Origin of the sequence: Streptomyces solincola, assembly GCF_002982015.1 — a bacterium.
Classification (GTDB): Bacteria; Actinomycetota; Actinomycetes; order Streptomycetales; family Streptomycetaceae; genus Streptomyces; species Streptomyces solincola.
The window spans coordinates 14,400-30,507 of sequence record NZ_PVLV01000129.1 but is presented as its reverse complement, the minus strand read 5'-3'; the positions used below and the strand labels follow the sequence as shown (position 1 = coordinate 30,507).

The window sequence follows — 16,108 nt, the reverse complement described above, 5'->3', positions numbered from 1 at the left end:
CCGGCTGAGACGAGATGGGCGGCGATCGTCTCGGCGTGGGTCCGCAGCGCCGCGTAGGTCAGGGTGGTGGAGTCGGCGACGAGGGCGGTGCGGTCGGGGTGGCGGTCGGCTGTGCGGGCGAACCGCTCCCAGAGGGTCAGGGGTGTGGTGGGCACCGGTCAGCCTCCCTGCGGGGCGTGCCGGCGGGTACCGGCGGGCCTGGTGGTCGGCGCGCCGTAGCCGTGGGCGGCGTGCAGCGGGGAGGCCGCCGCCTCAAGCTCGGCCAGCGCGGTGAAGGCCCCGGTGATCAGGGAGGGCCTGGGGCGTCCGCGTCGGGCGGAGTTGGCGGCGAAGCGCAGCAGGCGGGGTAGTTCGCGCCACTTGATGGTGGTGTCGGCTACCGCCTGCCGCTCGGGCGGGGACAGGTCGACGCCGGCGGAGTCCAGCAGGTGGACGTCGCGGAAGAGGTGGTGCTGCGCCGCTGCCCAGGCGTCTTCCAGCACTCCGCGCGATCCGCCGTCGGACAGGTCTGCCAGCAGCAGCCGCGCGGTCTCCTCCAGGGCCGCGGCTCCGGTCAGCCAGGGGCCGCCGGGCAGTTGCTCGGCGCTGGCGCCCTGCTCTTCGGCCAGCCACTGGTACGTCTCGTGCGGCGGCGGGTCGACGGGGAAGCCGAAGGCCAGGGTGCTGCGGGTGCGGTGCACGGCGGACAGGCGCCGGGGGAAGGCCCGCACGGCCGCCCGCGCGGACGCGCTGGTCGCGCGCGGCGCCCGGTTGGCCAGCAACGTCGAAGAGGCCTTGCGCGTCAATGAACTGGTGGTGCTGAGCCTCACCGACTACGACGCCGTGTACACGATCCTCGAACAGGCCCCGCAGGCGCTGAGCGGACGGACCGTCGCCAACCTCACCTCGGATACCCCCGCCAGGGCACGGGAAGCCGCTGCGTGGCTCGCCGAACGCGGTGCCGCACAGATCACCGGAGGCGTCCAGACCCCGCCGCCGGAAATCGGCAGCGCGGACGCGGCGACGTACTACAGCGGCCCGGCCGACGCGGTCGCTAGGCACCGGGCGGCCCTCGAGGTACTGACCGGCGTCGAGTACCTCGGCGAGGACCACGGACTCGCCGCGCTGTACTACCAGATCGGGATAGACATGTTCTGGACCGGCCTCGTCGGCTACCTGCACGGCCAGGCGGTGGCCCTGGCCAATGGCACCTCGGCCGAACAGTTCCTCGAACACGCCGTGAAGACCATGGACTTCAAGTACTTCCTGGAGTTCTACGCACCACGCATCGACGCCGGGAACCACGAAGGGGAGGTCGACAACCTGGGCATGGCCGTGGCCAGCCTGACGCATGTCCTGCACACGGCCGAGGACTCCGGCGTCGACGCGTCCGTGCCGGCCGCGATCCTCGGCCTGTTCCGCCGCGGAGTCGCCGCGGGCCGCGAACGCGACAGCCTGACCAGTCTCGTGGAGGTGCTCGAGCGGTAGTTCCCCGAACCCAATCCGCGCGCCTCCACACCCGGCCCGGTGCGGCGCCGTGTGAGCTTCGACGGCCATAGAACCGGCTCCAAGCCATCGAGCGGGACACCGACGTGGCCTGAGGTGCACGCAACTCCGTACTCGATGGTGCACCTAAACGAAGGGAACGCAACGCGCAGAGGTGTCCCCGGTCTCGCCAGCTGCGTCCTGGAGTGGTTGAAGTTGGTAGTAGACGAACGCCTCCAGCGTAAGGACGTCATCGCAGGTTATGTCGTCACATAGCGCAGGCTGCGGAGCGGCTCAGTACTCACCAAGCAGACTCTTGTTCGACTCGACGACGACTTGACAACGAGACCCGCATATTAGAGGAGTGCCGACCGGGAAGGTCCGCTACGACAACCTTAGGGCCACGGTCGCCCAGGTGCTGGGCTTCTCCCGGCATCGCGTCGAGGCCGAGCGCTGGACCGCGTTCCGCTCCCACTACGGCCTGGAAGCCCTCTACTGCCAGCCCGGAATCCGCGGCATCCGCAGAGCCCACGAGAAAGGTGGGGTCGAGGGGCAGATCGGCTGGTTCCGCCGCAACCACCTCGTCCCCATGCCCGAGGTCGCGACACTCGCCGAGCTCAACACGATGATCGACCGCTGGGACCAGGAGGACGAGAACCGCCGGATCCGGTCCCGTCCCCGCACGATCGGCGAGTACTCCGCGGCCGAGCAGCCGCTGCTGGCGCCCCTGCCGCAGGAACCCTTCGAGACGGGCCGGCTCTTCACTCTGCGGGTCGACCGCTACAGCCAGATCAGCGTCCGCACCAACCGCTACTCGGTGCCGGTCCGGCTGATCGGCCGGAACATCCGTGCGATGCTGCATGCCTCCGAGGTGGTGGTCTACGACGGACGGGACGAGGTCGCCCGGCATGAACGGCTGATCGCCAAAGGCGGCACCCGCCTCGACCTGGACCACTGCCTGGAAGCTCTCGTGCGCAAGCCCGGCGCTCTGCCGGGAGGCGGCCTGGGCAAGGAGCAGCGCGTGCTCCTGGAGGAACTCGGTGTCGCTCCGCTGCCGGCGGTGGTCGCGGAGCCGGCCGAGCAGACGCCGGCCGGGACGTTCGGTCCGGCGGCCTGGCCTCATTTCAGGTGCCGTGTGAAGAACTGGGCCGCGGCCTCGCCCGCGAACTGTGGGACGCCGGTGTGGCCGCCCATGTTGGCCTCCAGGGTTTTCTCCGCGGCCCCGAAGGCGTCGAACAGATCCAAGGCGGCCTGTCGGTCGTTGCCCTCGTCGTCCCACTGCAACAGTACGTGCAGCGGAATGGTGACCTGCCGTGCCTCCTCGAACATGATGCGCGGCACGTAACTCCCGGCGAAGAGACCGGCGGCCGCGATGCGCGGCTCGACCGCCGCCAGCCGGATGCCGATAGAGATCACGCCTCCCGAGTACCCGACTGGTCCGCCGATCTCAGGCAGCGCGAGGAGCGCGTCCAGGGCGGCCTGCCACTCCGGGACCGCCTTGTCGACCAGGGGGAGGATGAGGGCGTCGACGAGCTCGTCGCCGACCGGTTCACCGGCCTGGAGGGTTCGGCGCAGCTCGGCGCGCGTCTGCTCCATGGCGTGCCAGCGGGGACGGTCCCCGCATCCGGGGAGTTCGATGGTGGCCGTGGCGAAGCCCTGCGCTGCGGAGTGCCGGGCACGGGCCGCAAGGCGGGGGTACATCCTCGCCAGCCCGAGGGTCGGATGGCCGAGCAGGATCAGCGGCACCGGGCCGGAGGCGGAGGCGGATCCGGGCGTCCAGAGGAAGCCGGGGATGTCGCCGAGGGTGAAGGCGCGCTCGCGGACGCCGTCGTCGAGACGCTGCTCAGAGGTGATGTGCATGCTCGTGTGCCTTTCGGGAGTGCACTGCAACGGCGCTCCCGGACGACCTGCCTATCGCCCGACCGTGACCCCTGAGGAGAGCACCCATGTCGATACGTTCACGGGTACCACCTCCTCGATCTCTCGCACGGCCGCAGCGAATGTAGCAGTGGCCGGACCGGGTCCGCCAAACGGTTTTGCACCTCCATGGCCGAGTCACGGAGACACTGCGCCGAGCCGGCGGGGGCCGCGGCTTGTCCCGCAACTGCCGGCCAGTGCTGCGATGATCTTGCCGTGGCGGGTGTGATCGCAACGTCGGAGCCCTCGTGGATAGGCCCGTTCACCGGGCTGAGCCCTCGGCAGTTCAACAAGCTGATCACCGCGCTGCGGCGTGAGGGGGCCGATCCGGTCCGCAAGGGCCGACCGTGGTCGCTGCCGTTGGAGGACCGGGTGCAGCTGGTGGCCGCGTACTGGCGCACCAACCTCACCCTGCGTCAACTCGCGCCGCTGTTCGGCGTCTCGAAGTCGGCAGCCGACCGGATCGTCACCCACCTCGGGCCGGCTCTCGCCCTCCAGCCCCGGCGGCGATTCCGTAAGGAGGCCATGCTCATCGTGGACGGCGCGCTGGCCCCCACCCGCGACCGGACCGTGGCCGCCTCCAGCAAGAACTACCGCTACTCCACCAACCAACAAGTCGTCATCGACGCCGACACCCGCCTCGTGGCCGCCGTCGGCAAGCCGCTGCCCGGCAACCGCAACGACTGCCGGGCCTGGCAGGACGCCGGAGCGAAGGCCGCCGTCGGCACCACCCCCGCGGTGATCGCCGACGGCGGCTACCGGGGCACCGGGCTGACCATCCCGCACTACCGCCGGCACAAGATACGCAGAACTGCCGGCCTGGAAGGAGGAACACCACACCTCCCACCGCAAGGTGCGAGCCCGCGCCGAGCACACCTTCGCCCGCGTGAAAAGCTGGAAGATCCTCCGCGACTGCCGCCTCAAGGGCGACGGCATCCACCACGCCATGCACGGCATCGCCGCCTGCACAACCGCACCCTCACCGGACAGGCAGACAAGCAGGTCATCCCGCATGCCTCAGATCATTTACGGGACAACCTCCAGGGGCCTTCGAGGCGTCCCCCTCGTCACTGCGCGCCCCGCTGTGTGATACCGGGGAATGACCGTGTGCGACCCGGACCGGCGGGGACTGACCGGTCGTTCCGGCTCCGCATCGCTACCCCGGGGGGCGATGCGGGGCGGGTTCCTCCGCGGGCCGTGGTCAGACGCCGAGGGCCTCCGATGCCAGGGCTGTGCCCTCGACACGGGCGGAGATCTTTGCGAAGGCCAGGTCGCGGGAGGTCGAGGTGTCGTCGGCGAACGGCGAGAAGCCGCAGTCGTCGCAGGTGCCCAGGTGCTCGACGGGGATGTGGCGGGCTGCGTGCAGTACCCGGTCGCGTACCTCCTCGGCGGTTTCGACGGCCCGGGAAATCGGGTCGGTGACGCCTACGAACACCCGGGCGGCCGGCGGGCGGGTGGCCGCGACGACGGCGAGGACGCGCTCCGGGTCGGTCTCACCGGCCATCTGGAGGTAGAAGGCGCCCGCGTTGAGCCGGAAGAGCCTGGGCAGCAGCTCCGCGTAGTCGATGTCGAGGCTGTGGGTGGAGTCCTGGTCGCCGCCGGGGCAGGTGTGGATGCCGATCCGGGCGCGTTCGACATCACTGAACCGGCCGAGGACCTCGTTGTTGAGGGCGACGAAGTCGTCCAGCACACCGCCGCTGGGGTCGAGCTTCAGCGACAGCCGCCCCTCGGTGAAGTCGAGCTGGACGGCGTGGGCGCCGGCGTCCAGGCAGCCGCGGATGTCGGCCTCGGCCTCGTCGGCGAGGTCGCGCAGGAAGTCCTCGCGGGAGTACCCGTCCAGCGGCGTCTCTGGGTAGAGGAGGCTGAGGGCGGAGGGGGCGATCACGGCCTGCTTGACCGGCTTGTCGGTGTGCCGTCGCGCCGTGGCCAGGAAGGACTGGGCCTGTACGCGGTACCGGAAGGGTCCGGCAGTGAGGCGGGGCAGCCGGCGGGTGTGTCCGTCCGCGAAGGGGATGACCGCACCGTCGGGTGAGAGGTTGTCCAGACCCGCGACCGGGTAGGTGGCGAAGCTCGGCTTGGCCTGTTCCCCGTCGACGAGGACGGGGCTGCCCGTCTGCTCCAGGCGGGCCAGCGTCTCGTGGACGGCCGCTTCCTGGTGCTTGGCCAGCTCGGCGTCGGTCAGCAGACCCTTGGCGTGCGCGGTGAACGCTTCCAGGAGCTCAGGGGAACGCGGGATGCTGCCGATCGGCTCGGTAGGGATCGTCATGGCCGCGACGGTAGGGCGTCGGGGTGGCCGCCCGGGGGGCGATCGTGGACATTGGCCGATGCGCGAGGTGCGCGGCCGGATCTGGCCGCGGACACGTGTGCCGGTGTCTTGCCTTCGATGTGGGGGCGCGCCGACTGGTGCGCCGGGACGTCGCGCCGCTGAACGCCGACGCGGAACGTCGAGCGCCCTGGCCGGGGCGGCGACACCGGCCAGATCAAACACGTCGTCCCCTCACCGTGGTGGCCGGGCGACCGCCTCGGCTCCTTCGAAGCCACCCGGTGGGCCGACCTCCCGTCCATCGGGAGCTCCCGGCCAGGGGGAAGTGTCCGGCGGACGCAGAGGCCACCCGGCCGGGTCACCCGATCCGCCACCGGAGGCGTTTCACCGGGTCACCGTCGACCACGACGAGCGCCCCGCCCCGGACCGCGACAGTGCTGGATCGGCCGGTGGCAGTGGTTGGCGAACCTGCGCAGGCCGGGCGCCCTGGACGGCCATTCCGACCGGGCGGCCGCGCTCGCGGCGGTCGATGAGCACTGGAACCCGGCCTGGCCGGCCGGGTGGCGGCGGCACTGCGCGGCAGGTGCGGGAACTGCTACGCGAGGAAGACGGCCAGGCCGTCGTGCTGCCCGGGGTGACGGTGCACGGCACGGATGTGGGGCGGTGGCTGGAACGGCAGCGGCAGCCGGCCCTCTGGGCCGGCCTGGCCGCGGAGCAGCGCGCGCTCATGGAGGAACCCGGTGTCGCTGCGCTGCCGACGGTGGACGCGGAGCCGGCCGAGCAGACGCCGGCCGCCCCGGACGGCTCCGCGCCGCCGGCCGGGGCATTCGAGCGGGGTACCACCGCCCTGGCCCAGTACCGCGCCCGCACCGGGACGGTCACCATCCCCCGGCAGCACGTCGAACGCCTGGAGGACGGGACGGAGGTCCGCTTGGGGGTGTGGCTGACCAACACCAAAGCCCGCCGCACCGAGCGGCTGGCCGCACTGGCTGCACTCGGACTCGGATGCGCCGCCACGTCACGTGTCCTGCCGTGTTGATCCTGCGAGCAAGTCCGGCCGAACGCGCTGCGGTGACGCGTGTAGGGGTCCTATCCTTCGGGGTCTTGCGGGAGGGCGGAAGCGCCAGGTCGAGCAGGGTGTCGAGAGTTCGGCCGTCGATGGTGCTGTCGAGGTGAAGGGAGCGTCGTAGGAGGTCTCCGACGTCCTGGGGGTCGAGGTTGAAGCGCAGACGGGCGTCCAGGCAGATGTCACCGAAGAGTGATCGGGCCATCTGCGGTTCGCGCTGGATGTACCAGTCGATGAGGTGCACGACGTAATGTTCAGCTCGGCTTTGGGTGACCGGGTGGAACGGCAGCCACCGGCCTTGGAACAACGCCGCATTAACACGTCGTTAGATCCGGTGCAGCCTGAAGCCAAAAAAGGGTCCCATAGGATAAGAATCCGTACTGCCCTGACTGAATGAAGGATTCTTGCTGTGCGAAAATTCCTCATGCTTCCTACGGCTGGAATCGTGCTGTCGTCCATCCTGCTGTCCAGTCCTGCTCATGCGGTTGTCGGCGGGGTTGAGCTGGATGAAGATACGCGAGCAGCAGCATTCGGCCCTCTCGTCGCTCTCGAAGTGGACAAGCCCGGGACGGATGACGACCTAATGGAAGTCTGCGGCGGTGTGAAGATCAAAGAAGACACAGTCCTGACTGCCGCACACTGCGTCGCAAACGAGACTGGAACATTCAAAAGGATATCCGTTCGCGGAAATTCCCTCAATTTCCTAGAGGGTGGCGTTACCGCAGACGCGACACGGATGATTCCACACACGAAATTCGACCCCGCGTCTCTGGAGAACGACATCGCTCTGCTCAAGTTCTCTCCGGAGGCGCTCGACGGCATTCCGGCTGCCGCACTTCCCTCATCCCCGGCCGACACGGCGCAGCCGGCAATTCTTACGGGCTGGGGACTGACCGAGGACGGGCAGCTGCCGCAAACCGGGAACGCGCGCGCGGCAAGCCTTCGAGTCGCGGGAACCGGAGGTGAGTGCAAGACCGGATATGACATGCCGCCCACAGTGTTCTGCATGAACTCCCAGGATCCGGAGCTGGCTATGGGATCCGGGCAGGGAGACAGCGGTTCGCCTGTCTGGCAGGAACGCGACGGCAAGATGACTGTTGTCGGCGTCGACTCATGGGCTACGCACGGCCCTGAAGGTCCATTCGTGCGACGAGGCGATTCCACCATCGCCACCCAGGTAACCGACTACCTGAACTGGATTGCTACGGCAGCGAACTAAGAAGCCATCTCATTTGGATGACTAGGTATTCTGTGAGTCATGGTGGGGATCGTTGAGCGTTTGGTGCCGGACGAGTTGTGGGCGTTGTTCCAGCGGGTGGTGCCGGAGGCGTCGTCGCGGCCGCAGGGTGGTGGTCGGCGTCGGCACGGCGACCGGGAAGTGCTGGCCGCGATCGTCTTCGTGGCCACCTCGGGTTGTACCTGGCAGCAGCTGCCTTCGGCGTCGTTCGGCCCGTCCGGAGCGACCGCCCACCGGCGGTTCTCGGAGTGGTCGAAGGCCCGGGTGTGGGCCAAGCTCCACCGCCTGGTCCTCGACGAACTCGGCGCCCGCGGCGATCTGGACTGGTCGCGTTGCGCGATCGACTCGGTGAACATGCGAGCCCTGAAAAGGGGGACCTGACAGGTCCGAATCCTGTCGACAGGGGCAAGTACGGCTCGAAGATCCACCTGATCACAGAACGATCAGGTCTGCCCATATCCGTCGGCATCTCCGGCGCCAACCTGCACGACAGCCAGGCCCTGATGCCGCTCGTGCGAGGGATCCCGCCGATCCGCTCCCGCCGCGGCCGGCGACGGCGCAAGCCCGGCAAGCTCCACGCCGACAAGGGCTACGACTATGCCCACCTGCGGCGATGGTTACGCGAGCGCGGCATCACCCACCGCATCGCCCGCAAGGGAGTCGAGTCCTCACAACGGCTGGGCCGCCATCGCTGGACCGTGGAACGCACCATGGCCTGGCTCGCCGGCTGTCGTCGCCTCCACCGACGCTACGAACGCAAGGCCGACCACTTCCTCGCCTTCACCAGCATCGCCTGCACCCTCATCTGCTACCGCCGACTCGCCAAATGAGATGGCTTCTAAGGAGATCGTCCCCTCCCGCGGGCGGAAAACCCGATCCCTGGGCTGCCGCTGGAGGACAGAGTCCTGCTGGTCACGATGGCACCGGCGCGCTACTGTCGGGGGTCGGTCCGGCCAGGAACACCTTGGGGCCGGCGGGAGACGGCCAGGGCGACGTGCTGCCCGGGGTGACGGTGCACGGACGTGGGGCGGTGGCTGGAACGGCAGCGGCAGCCGGCCGTCTGGGCCAGCCTGGCCGAGGAGCAGCGCGCGCTCCTGGAGGAACTCGGTGTCACCCCGCTGCCCGAGGAGGCGGCCGAGCAGCCGGCCCTCGGCCCGGCCCCGGGCCCGACCGGCTCCGGGGTGCCGGCCGGGAGCTTCGAGCGAGGTACCACCGCCCTGGCCCAGTACCGCGCCCGCACCGGATCGGTCACCGTCCCCCGGCAGCACGTCGAGCACCTGGCCGACGGCACCGAGTTGCGGCTGGGGGTGTGGCTGACCAACACCAAAACCCGCCGCGCCAGGCTGAGCGCGGAGCGTCTCACCGCGCTCGCCGCCCCTCGGACTCGCATGGGCAAGCTGGCTACTGCCGCCGGAAGCCCACTCCGGTTCCGGCAGGTAACAGGCCGTTGCTCGACTTCGCACTAAGGGTGCCAGTCTCTGAGCAGGATCTGAGGGTTCACCAGGAGCCGTATTGCTGACTCGTTCGCAAAGCTGACGGGTTGGCTGCCGCGATCGACGCCGCGGGAGGCCGTTTGCCAGCGACATCGGTGCCGCGCACGTTGGGCCGTACGGGGCCAGCGGGACTAGGTCGTGTCCGGCGGATCATGTGACCTTCTGACCGGTTGCTCGTTGGTTCGGGTATGGGTCGGGGGGATCTGACGAATCGCGAGTGGTCGCTTCTGGAGCCGTATCTGCCACCTCGGGGTGGGCGGAGCGGCCGTTGGAGTGACCATCGCACGGTGGTCAACGGGGTCCTGTTCCGGATTCGTACCGGTGTCCCGTGGCGGGATCTTCCCGAGCGTTACGGGTCGTGGAAGACCGTCTACGAGCGGCACCGCCGCTGGTCGGCGGACGGCACCTGGGACCGGATCCTGCAGTCGGTCCAGGCGGACGCCGATCTTGCGGGGCGGATCGACTGGTCGATGGTCGGGGTCGACTCGACGTCCTGCCGAGCCCACCAGCACGCGGCCGGTGCACGCAAGGCCCAGCCGCAGGTCCCGAAAAAAGGGCGACGCCCCGGCACCACCGCCCCGACGAGGGCCTGGGGCGGTCCCGGGGCGGCCTGACCTGCAAGATCCACCTCGCCGGTGAGGGCGGCTGCCGCCCGATGGCCCTGCTGATCACACCGGGCCAGTGGGGCGATGCCCCACAGATGACCGAGGTCCTCGACCGCATCAGAGTTCCCCGGCCGCTGGGCGGACGACCTCGGACTCGACCGGACCACATCAGCGGCGACAAGGCGCCGCAACCGCCGCTACTTGCGAAGACGCCGCATTCGGCACACGATCCCCGAGCCGAAGGACCAGCGGGCCAACCGCCGGCGCAAAGGCAGCACCGGCGGCAGACCCACCGGCTTCGACCGCGACCACTACCGACGACGCAACGAGGTCGAGCGCACGATCAACCGACTCAAGAACTCCCGGGCGGTCGCCACCCGTTACGACAAAAGGGCCTACGTCTTCCACGGCACCGTCACCGCAGCAGCAATCCGCCTCTGGCTCCGCACATGATCCGCCGGACACGACCTAGGTGTGGACTCGCTCCGCCCAGCGGGGCCGGCCGTGGCCAGTAGTCGATGTCCTAGAGTCGCACGTCCATCACGCTCAGGGCGCAGGTGTCGCCGTCCTGGAAGTACACGTCCTTGGACCCTCGGCGACTATGCCGCGCATCTGCTGGTCGCCGGCTCCGGCTCGCGGGCGTCGAACAGGCGGCGGGCGGGCGGTAGGAGCCGGACTGCGTAGTCGGCTCCACGCACCAGTTCCAGGACCGGGATGCCGTAGTCACACGCCACCTTGATGCCCGCAGGGACCGCGACACGTTGGTGCCGGCGGCGGCCGCGGGCGGCCTGTTCTGCGGCCCCGCACGGCTACGGCCTACACCCCACCACAATCGGGATGAAGAGACTTCAGCCTATGAACTGGTCTGCTGCCAAGTGATGACAACGGAAGGCTCGTAAGTGGTAGCCGTGCTCAGCGACCGGCCGGCTTGAGCCGCGTAGTCGGAAAAGAAACTCGAGCCACCGCCACCCCCTGCGCCCCTATAGGTGCCCGTGGGGATCCAGCCCCCGGCTCCACCACCGTAGTAGCCCCCACCACCGCCACCCGGACTGCTAAAGGCGACGGTGGGAGCGTCGCCTCCCCGCCCGAAGGTGCCAAAGCCAGCTGGGTTGGCGGCAGGGTTGCCCGGCACCCCGCCCGCCGTCTGGGTCCCGGGGCCGCCCGGATCAGCCCCGTCTCGAGAGCCGTTCCCTCTCTGGTCCCCCGCGCCACCTTCGCCACCGCTGAGGCCGGTGTACGGTGCGCCGCCACCACCGCCACCCGCAGCTACGAGAAGCCTTGCAGCAAGGCTTCCCGGCTGACTCGGCGGTACCGAGCGAATATCACTGGCGCCTCCACCACCAGCTCCCACGAGGTCGACGTAGTCATTGTCCTGAGGGCTTAGATCACCACCATTTCCGCCTCCGTTGTAACCGCCTCGTCCGCCCGTGTAACCGCCGCCGGTGCCGCCCCGTCCACCCACTACGACCGTCAGAATTTCATCCGGAGCCACGCCCTGTGCAGTGATCGGAATGGTTGCCCTCAATACCGACCCCCGACCGCCAGACGCGTTGCTCGCTGAACTACTAGGGTCGTTCCCCCCTCCGCCCGCGCCGGTCAGGGTCACGGTGAACGAATTCGCGTTGTCAGGAACAACGAAAACCCGGTCCTCTCCCGTATAGCGGTACGTCAAGCTGCAAGCCCCCGTTGCAGTGCACTGAGGCTGCTGCGACCCGACTCCGCCGACCGGCGGAGTGCTCGGAGACGTGACAGGGACGACGTCGACAGTAGAACCGATGTTGTTATCACGTCCGGCCGTGTTGTTGATGTCACGCCCCGCAACCTGATTGCCGTCGCCGAAAATAATCGGAGGAGGCGGCTCCACCGCCGCGTAGGCAGCAGAAGGCGCACACAGACCAAGAACAACAGCCGTCACGGCGGCACGAGAAAGCCGACGATTCACTGACACACTCCTCACAGACCATTCCACGAACCCGAACAAGCACAGTCAACACCCTCTCGTTCGCAACACACCATTGACTACGCCAGCAACCTCCTCAATTGGCCGCTTCCTCCGGATTACCTGATCATCGGTTGCTGTGTATCGTTCACCGGCGACCAGTGGTGCGTATCAGGCTGCTAGTTCCGGGCCGGACACCGAAGCGGCGTAGACGGTGGCGTCGATCACCAGCAGGTGATCGACGCGATCGCATTCAAGTACCGCCTGGTTACCGCGGATGGGGTCTGCCCGAACACTTCGGCTCGTGAGGAGGTGCGCGGAGCGCTGCACCTACGCTGCTCCATTGCTTCCGGATCGACAAGGCGCGGGCGTTGCACCGGATGGGCCGCAGCGGCCCGAGTCCCTGGTGTGGCTGGAGGGCTACCAGGCCCTGCTCCGGTGACGGAAGGAGAACGAGATCACCGGTCTCTACGCCGTTCCGTATGACGCCGAGGTTGAGGTCGGCGTCGCCAAGGACTTCCCGCTTGGCCGTTGGGTGTATCAGCAGAGGAAGGCGCTGCGTGCCGGGGAGCTGGAGGAGCGGCGCGAGACCCTGCTGGATGCCCCGGAAGCCGGGATGGTCTGGGAGCCGGGCGAGGAGGCGTGGGAGAACAAGCTCGCCGCGCTCCGCTCCTACCGGCGGGCCACCGGGCCGCACAGCTCGCCGACATCGACGAGGACTGGGACTGCCCGTGGCCGCTGGACTGGGCGGCACTACCGCGTCGTCGCGGACCTGGTCGACGCCGACGGCGTCCTGCCGGTCATCGAACCCGGCGTGCTGTTTGGGGGCGACGACATCGGACGGTGGCTTCAGCGGCAGAAGGAAACCCGGCACCTGGGCGCAGCCCCTCCCGGAGCAGCAGCAGCGGCTGTGGAAGCTGGGCGTGCAGCTCGACCAAGCCCCGGAGTCCAGCCCCGACGGCCGCACGCACGACGAAGGGCCCGAGCAAGGCGCAGCAGGCGTTCCAACGAGGACTCACCGCACTCACACAGTGGGTCGAGCGGGAAGGCGCTGACCGGCCGGTCCCAAGGGCTCACAGCGAGGAGATCACGATCGACGGCCAGGAGGAGCCGGTGGTCGTGAAGCTGGGCGTATGGATCTCCAACACCATAACCAGGAGGGACCGGCTGGACACCGGCCAGCTCGTCGCCCCCGCGGAACTGGGCATGGAGTGGGCGGGATAGGTGCCGACCACCCAGGCCGCCCGGCTCAGCCCGCCGCCGTACAGCCCGCCCCCTCGAAGCGGCTCTGAAGGGGCGTCTGGCCGGCTTGCCCGGCCAGTGCCCTTGTCCCGTCAGACAGCTGGATGGTGGGCCATATCCGCACGCGGTGCCGGAACGGCTGTCGGCTGGCGCAGTTGGTCGGGGATGAGGTCGCCATGGCGGTGTCGAAGGTAGGCGAGTGCCTCCTCCAGGGAGGGGTTGTGGTCGATGCCGTTCTTGACGAACTCCAGCCGCTGCTTGGCTTCCCGCACGATTTCGGACCAGGTGCGCACCCAGACTCGGACGCTGGCGTGCTCGTACTGGGTGGGCTCGCTGTACAGGCCCTCGGGCTTGTTGGCCTGGCGGAGAGCGGGCTTGAGCCTGTCCTTGACCGAGCGGACGACCAGGTAGAAGTCCCAGGTGGTTTCGATGTTGGCGAAGCGAGGCTCTTTCAGGACGGCCTGCATGTAGTCGTCGACCTGGAGGGCCTGCTCGCGGTCGGCGTCTACGGAAGGGGCTTTGAGCTCGATGACGAGGTGACGTACGCGGTCGTACTCGTGGCTTTCCGCGGAGAGCATCAGGTCGACCCGCCGGGTGCCGCCGTCGACGGCGCGAACGGGCGCGTCCGGGGTCGAGTCCCAGCCGACGGCGCGCCGATGGTGTTTCAGCATGCGGGTCAGTCCGATTTCGCTGCTGCGCATCATGTTGAACTCTTCGCCGAAGACCCACAGCTCGCGTTCGAGGATCTTGTGGAGGTGATCGCGTTCTTTGACAGCGCCGTAGGTTTCCACGTCGAACACGAGGTGTTCGAGGGCGGTCAGGAACTGCAGCCGTGAGGTGACGATCGACGAGGCTCGGATGATGTTGGACAGGCTGGTCTGCTGGAGCAGGCCGTGCAGGTGGCTGACGTCGTCCCCGCTGAGGCTCAGCACCCGTTCCAGGATCTCCACCATCTGGTCGGGGTTGTGGCGCAGGGAGTTTTGCAGCAGGGACAGTGTGAGCCGCTTCTTCGCCCGGTCGCCGGTGATGTGGCGGTTGATGGAGGTGGCGACCAGGTCGAACGTCGTCTGTTCGGCGCGGGCTTGGTCGTCTTCGGCCCGGCGCGGGTAGGGGTAGACGCCTTCCTCGATCCACCGGTCCACGAGCTGCCGGCGCTGACGCCGGCGCCGTTCTTCAAGCCGGGTGCTGATCCACTCCCGGGTGACCCGCAGTAGCGGCGCCAGCGGAGTGTCACCGCCCAGCGTGATCAGGTGGATCTCGTTGCGATGCTGAGGCATGGGCGCCCACAGGACGTAGGCGGTGTAGGAGAAGTCGGCGTGTTCGGCGGAGACGTCGAGGCTCTCCACCGGGGCGCTGGCGTCGTCGCACAGAGCGATGGTGCGCTCTGCTCCCGTGCGCCAGTGGATCAGCCGGATGTGGAAGGGATGGCTCTGGCCTTCGTAGTCGAAGCTGAGGTCCTCGAATTCTTCGGCATGGATCTGGGTCTGCGGGTCGATGCGCTGGCCGTCGTAGGTGACCTGGACGTCGGGCCAGGTCAGCAGGTAGGGGGCGAGCGCTGCCGTGATCTGGGTGACGGCTTTGGGTTCCAGGAGTTTGTTGAGGTGGTGGGCCTGCTTGCCCCACAGCTCGACCTTGGTGCCGGGGTGGTCGGTTTCGGCTGCCGGTTGGGAGTCGATGGCCCACGTCGTTCGCCGACGGATGTCCGACTCGATCCTGGTGCGCATCATGGCGCCGTCGACTGCGCGGGCTGTGCTCGTCCAGCGCGTCGAGTCGCCTAGGGCGAAGGCCCGCAGCCGGCCGCGGCCGGCCTTTCCGTGCAGCGGGCGCCCGAGCCGGTCGGTTGCGCCGCCTACACGCTTGTCCGAGTTGCCGACCTGCTTGAAGGCCGTTCGCGCCTTCTCCGGGGTGATGCCGTCGCCGTCGTCAGTAATGACGATCTTGTCCACCCCGGTGGTACCGGCTCGCTCGATGACCACGTCGACCTTGGTGGCGTCAGCGTCGAGGGAGTTCCATACCAGCTCCAAGACTGCCTTGACGGCCTCCCGCTCGTGCGAGAGCTGCCGTACCAGGTCATCCCCGGCTTCCAGGAGTACGTGATCCGCCATAACAGCGCATCCTTCAGCAGGACGGAACAGATTGTCCATCCCGCAACCACGCCCCGTAATGCCAGTCCGGTGATCTTCTGCCTCCGCTGCAACCATTCACCGACGGCGACAGTCGGAGTATCCGTCCGCACCACAGCGTCGAAGGACATGCCATGACCATCCCGCCTTCCGCTGAACCTGCTCAACCCGAGGTGCCGAACGTGCCCTCCGGCACGGCCGAACCGCTGGAAGGGATGAGCGAGAGACAGGCAGCGCTGGCTCTTGGCCTGGGCGTACTCGTACAGCGGGCTGCAGAAGTGGAGTACATCCTGCACGGTCTCTACGCTCACCTCGGTGGCGTCGAACGGCCCTACACGGACAAGCCCCACGAGACGGTGACGCACTTCATCACCAAGGCCAAGACCCGGCTGGAGTCGGTATCCGAGGAGCGGGTCCCAGCCCAAGCCCGTGCCGCGCTGTTGCACGATCTGGACCTGTGCACGGCCGGCTTCGACAGGCGCAACCGGTACATCCACAGCTGCTGGGTGCACGACGACGAGGCCCACGGCTGGCGGACCGTCAAGGGCACGAAAGGCCTCAGCCACCCCGAGGTCGGCCTGGTGTCCAGCGACGACGTGTGGGATCTGGCCAGTGAGTTCGCCCGCCTGGGGGACAAGCTCGTCGCGTGGGACGCCCACTTCTTCGGCACACACGGCGTCCCGGATCTGGGTGTACCTGCTGCATCCTCCAAGCGTTTGTGACGACCGGCGCGCGGATCACAAGGCGGGCAGCGTCTCA

At 68.5% G+C, this 16,108-nt stretch carries 11 protein-coding genes and 4 pseudogenes; 10 read left to right on the top strand and 5 right to left on the bottom strand.

Going from position 1 to position 16,108, the window contains the following annotated elements:
- Nucleotides 1–158 precede the first annotated feature (158 nt).
- Nucleotides 159–785, bottom strand: a complete 627-nt coding sequence (locus C6N75_RS10665; RefSeq protein WP_258177337.1) for a hypothetical protein — start codon at nucleotides 783–785, stop codon at nucleotides 159–161.
- On the opposite strand from C6N75_RS10665, the gene C6N75_RS10660 reads away from it, so the two are divergent.
- Nucleotides 751–1,467, top strand: a complete 717-nt coding sequence (locus tag C6N75_RS10660; protein ID WP_258177336.1) for an NAD(P)-dependent oxidoreductase — start codon at nucleotides 751–753, stop codon at nucleotides 1,465–1,467. The genes C6N75_RS10665 and C6N75_RS10660 overlap by 35 nt on opposite strands.
- Before the next feature lie 586 nt (nucleotides 1,468–2,053).
- Nucleotides 2,054–2,398: pseudogene (locus C6N75_RS32225) on the top strand (Mu transposase domain-containing protein); the annotation flags it as partial.
- 185 nt (nucleotides 2,399–2,583) lie between these two features.
- Here the strand turns inward: C6N75_RS32225 and C6N75_RS10650 are convergent.
- Nucleotides 2,584–3,324 carry a dienelactone hydrolase family protein gene (locus C6N75_RS10650; RefSeq protein ID WP_105868625.1) on the bottom strand — a complete coding sequence of 247 codons (741 nt, stop codon included), beginning with the start codon at nucleotides 3,322–3,324 and terminating at the stop codon, nucleotides 2,584–2,586.
- Between the two features lie 273 nt (nucleotides 3,325–3,597).
- Here C6N75_RS10650 and C6N75_RS10645 point away from each other — a divergent pair.
- Nucleotides 3,598–4,368 (top strand): annotated as a pseudogene (locus C6N75_RS10645) (transposase); the annotation flags it as partial.
- A gap of 214 nt (nucleotides 4,369–4,582) precedes the next feature.
- On the opposite strand, the gene C6N75_RS10640 reads toward C6N75_RS10645, so the two are convergent.
- Entirely contained in the window at nucleotides 4,583–5,647 is a 1,065-nt protein-coding gene (locus C6N75_RS10640; protein ID WP_105868624.1) for a cobalamin-independent methionine synthase II family protein, read from the bottom strand.
- Nucleotides 5,648–6,227: 580 nt separating this feature from the next.
- Between C6N75_RS10640 and C6N75_RS10635 the strand changes: the two genes are divergently transcribed.
- From C6N75_RS10635 to C6N75_RS10615, 5 genes and pseudogenes are all read left to right on the top strand, one after another.
- A complete protein-coding gene (locus tag C6N75_RS10635; RefSeq protein WP_258177335.1) occupies nucleotides 6,228–6,683 on the top strand; it encodes a helicase associated domain-containing protein in 456 nt (151 codons plus the stop codon).
- 436 nt (nucleotides 6,684–7,119) lie between these two features.
- Nucleotides 7,120–7,929: a S1 family peptidase gene (locus C6N75_RS10630; protein ID WP_105868623.1), complete on the top strand. Its 810-nt coding sequence runs from the start codon at nucleotides 7,120–7,122 to the stop codon at nucleotides 7,927–7,929.
- Between the two features lie 39 nt (nucleotides 7,930–7,968).
- A protein-coding gene (locus C6N75_RS10625) for an IS5 family transposase (RefSeq protein WP_407703209.1) occupies nucleotides 7,969–8,777 on the top strand; the annotation gives its coding sequence in 2 pieces (ribosomal slippage) (nucleotides 7,969–8,317 and nucleotides 8,317–8,777; 810 coding nt in all).
- A gap of 192 nt (nucleotides 8,778–8,969) precedes the next feature.
- Nucleotides 8,970–9,413 carry a helicase associated domain-containing protein gene (locus C6N75_RS29985; RefSeq protein WP_322888039.1) on the top strand — a complete coding sequence of 148 codons (444 nt, stop codon included), beginning with the start codon at nucleotides 8,970–8,972 and terminating at the stop codon, nucleotides 9,411–9,413.
- A gap of 215 nt (nucleotides 9,414–9,628) precedes the next feature.
- Nucleotides 9,629–10,498, top strand: a pseudogene (locus tag C6N75_RS10615) (IS5 family transposase).
- Between the two features lie 400 nt (nucleotides 10,499–10,898).
- Here C6N75_RS10615 and C6N75_RS32220 read toward each other — a convergent pair.
- On the bottom strand, nucleotides 10,899–11,651 hold the full coding sequence (locus C6N75_RS32220) for a glycine-rich protein (RefSeq protein WP_258177338.1): 753 nt from the start codon (nucleotides 11,649–11,651) through the stop codon (nucleotides 10,899–10,901).
- A gap of 724 nt (nucleotides 11,652–12,375) precedes the next feature.
- Here C6N75_RS32220 and C6N75_RS10605 point away from each other — a divergent pair.
- A pseudogene (locus C6N75_RS10605) lies at nucleotides 12,376–13,208 on the top strand (helicase associated domain-containing protein); the annotation flags it as partial.
- Nucleotides 13,209–13,318: 110 nt separating this feature from the next.
- On the opposite strand, the gene C6N75_RS10600 reads toward C6N75_RS10605, so the two are convergent.
- Entirely contained in the window at nucleotides 13,319–15,331 is a 2,013-nt protein-coding gene (locus tag C6N75_RS10600) for an ATP-binding protein (protein WP_181160432.1), read from the bottom strand.
- A 152-nt stretch (nucleotides 15,332–15,483) separates the two neighbouring features.
- Here C6N75_RS10600 and C6N75_RS10595 point away from each other — a divergent pair, with 152 nt between their 5' ends.
- Nucleotides 15,484–16,071, top strand: a complete 588-nt coding sequence (locus C6N75_RS10595) for a hypothetical protein (RefSeq protein WP_146132539.1) — start codon at nucleotides 15,484–15,486, stop codon at nucleotides 16,069–16,071.
- Nucleotides 16,072–16,108: the final 37 nt, after the last annotated feature.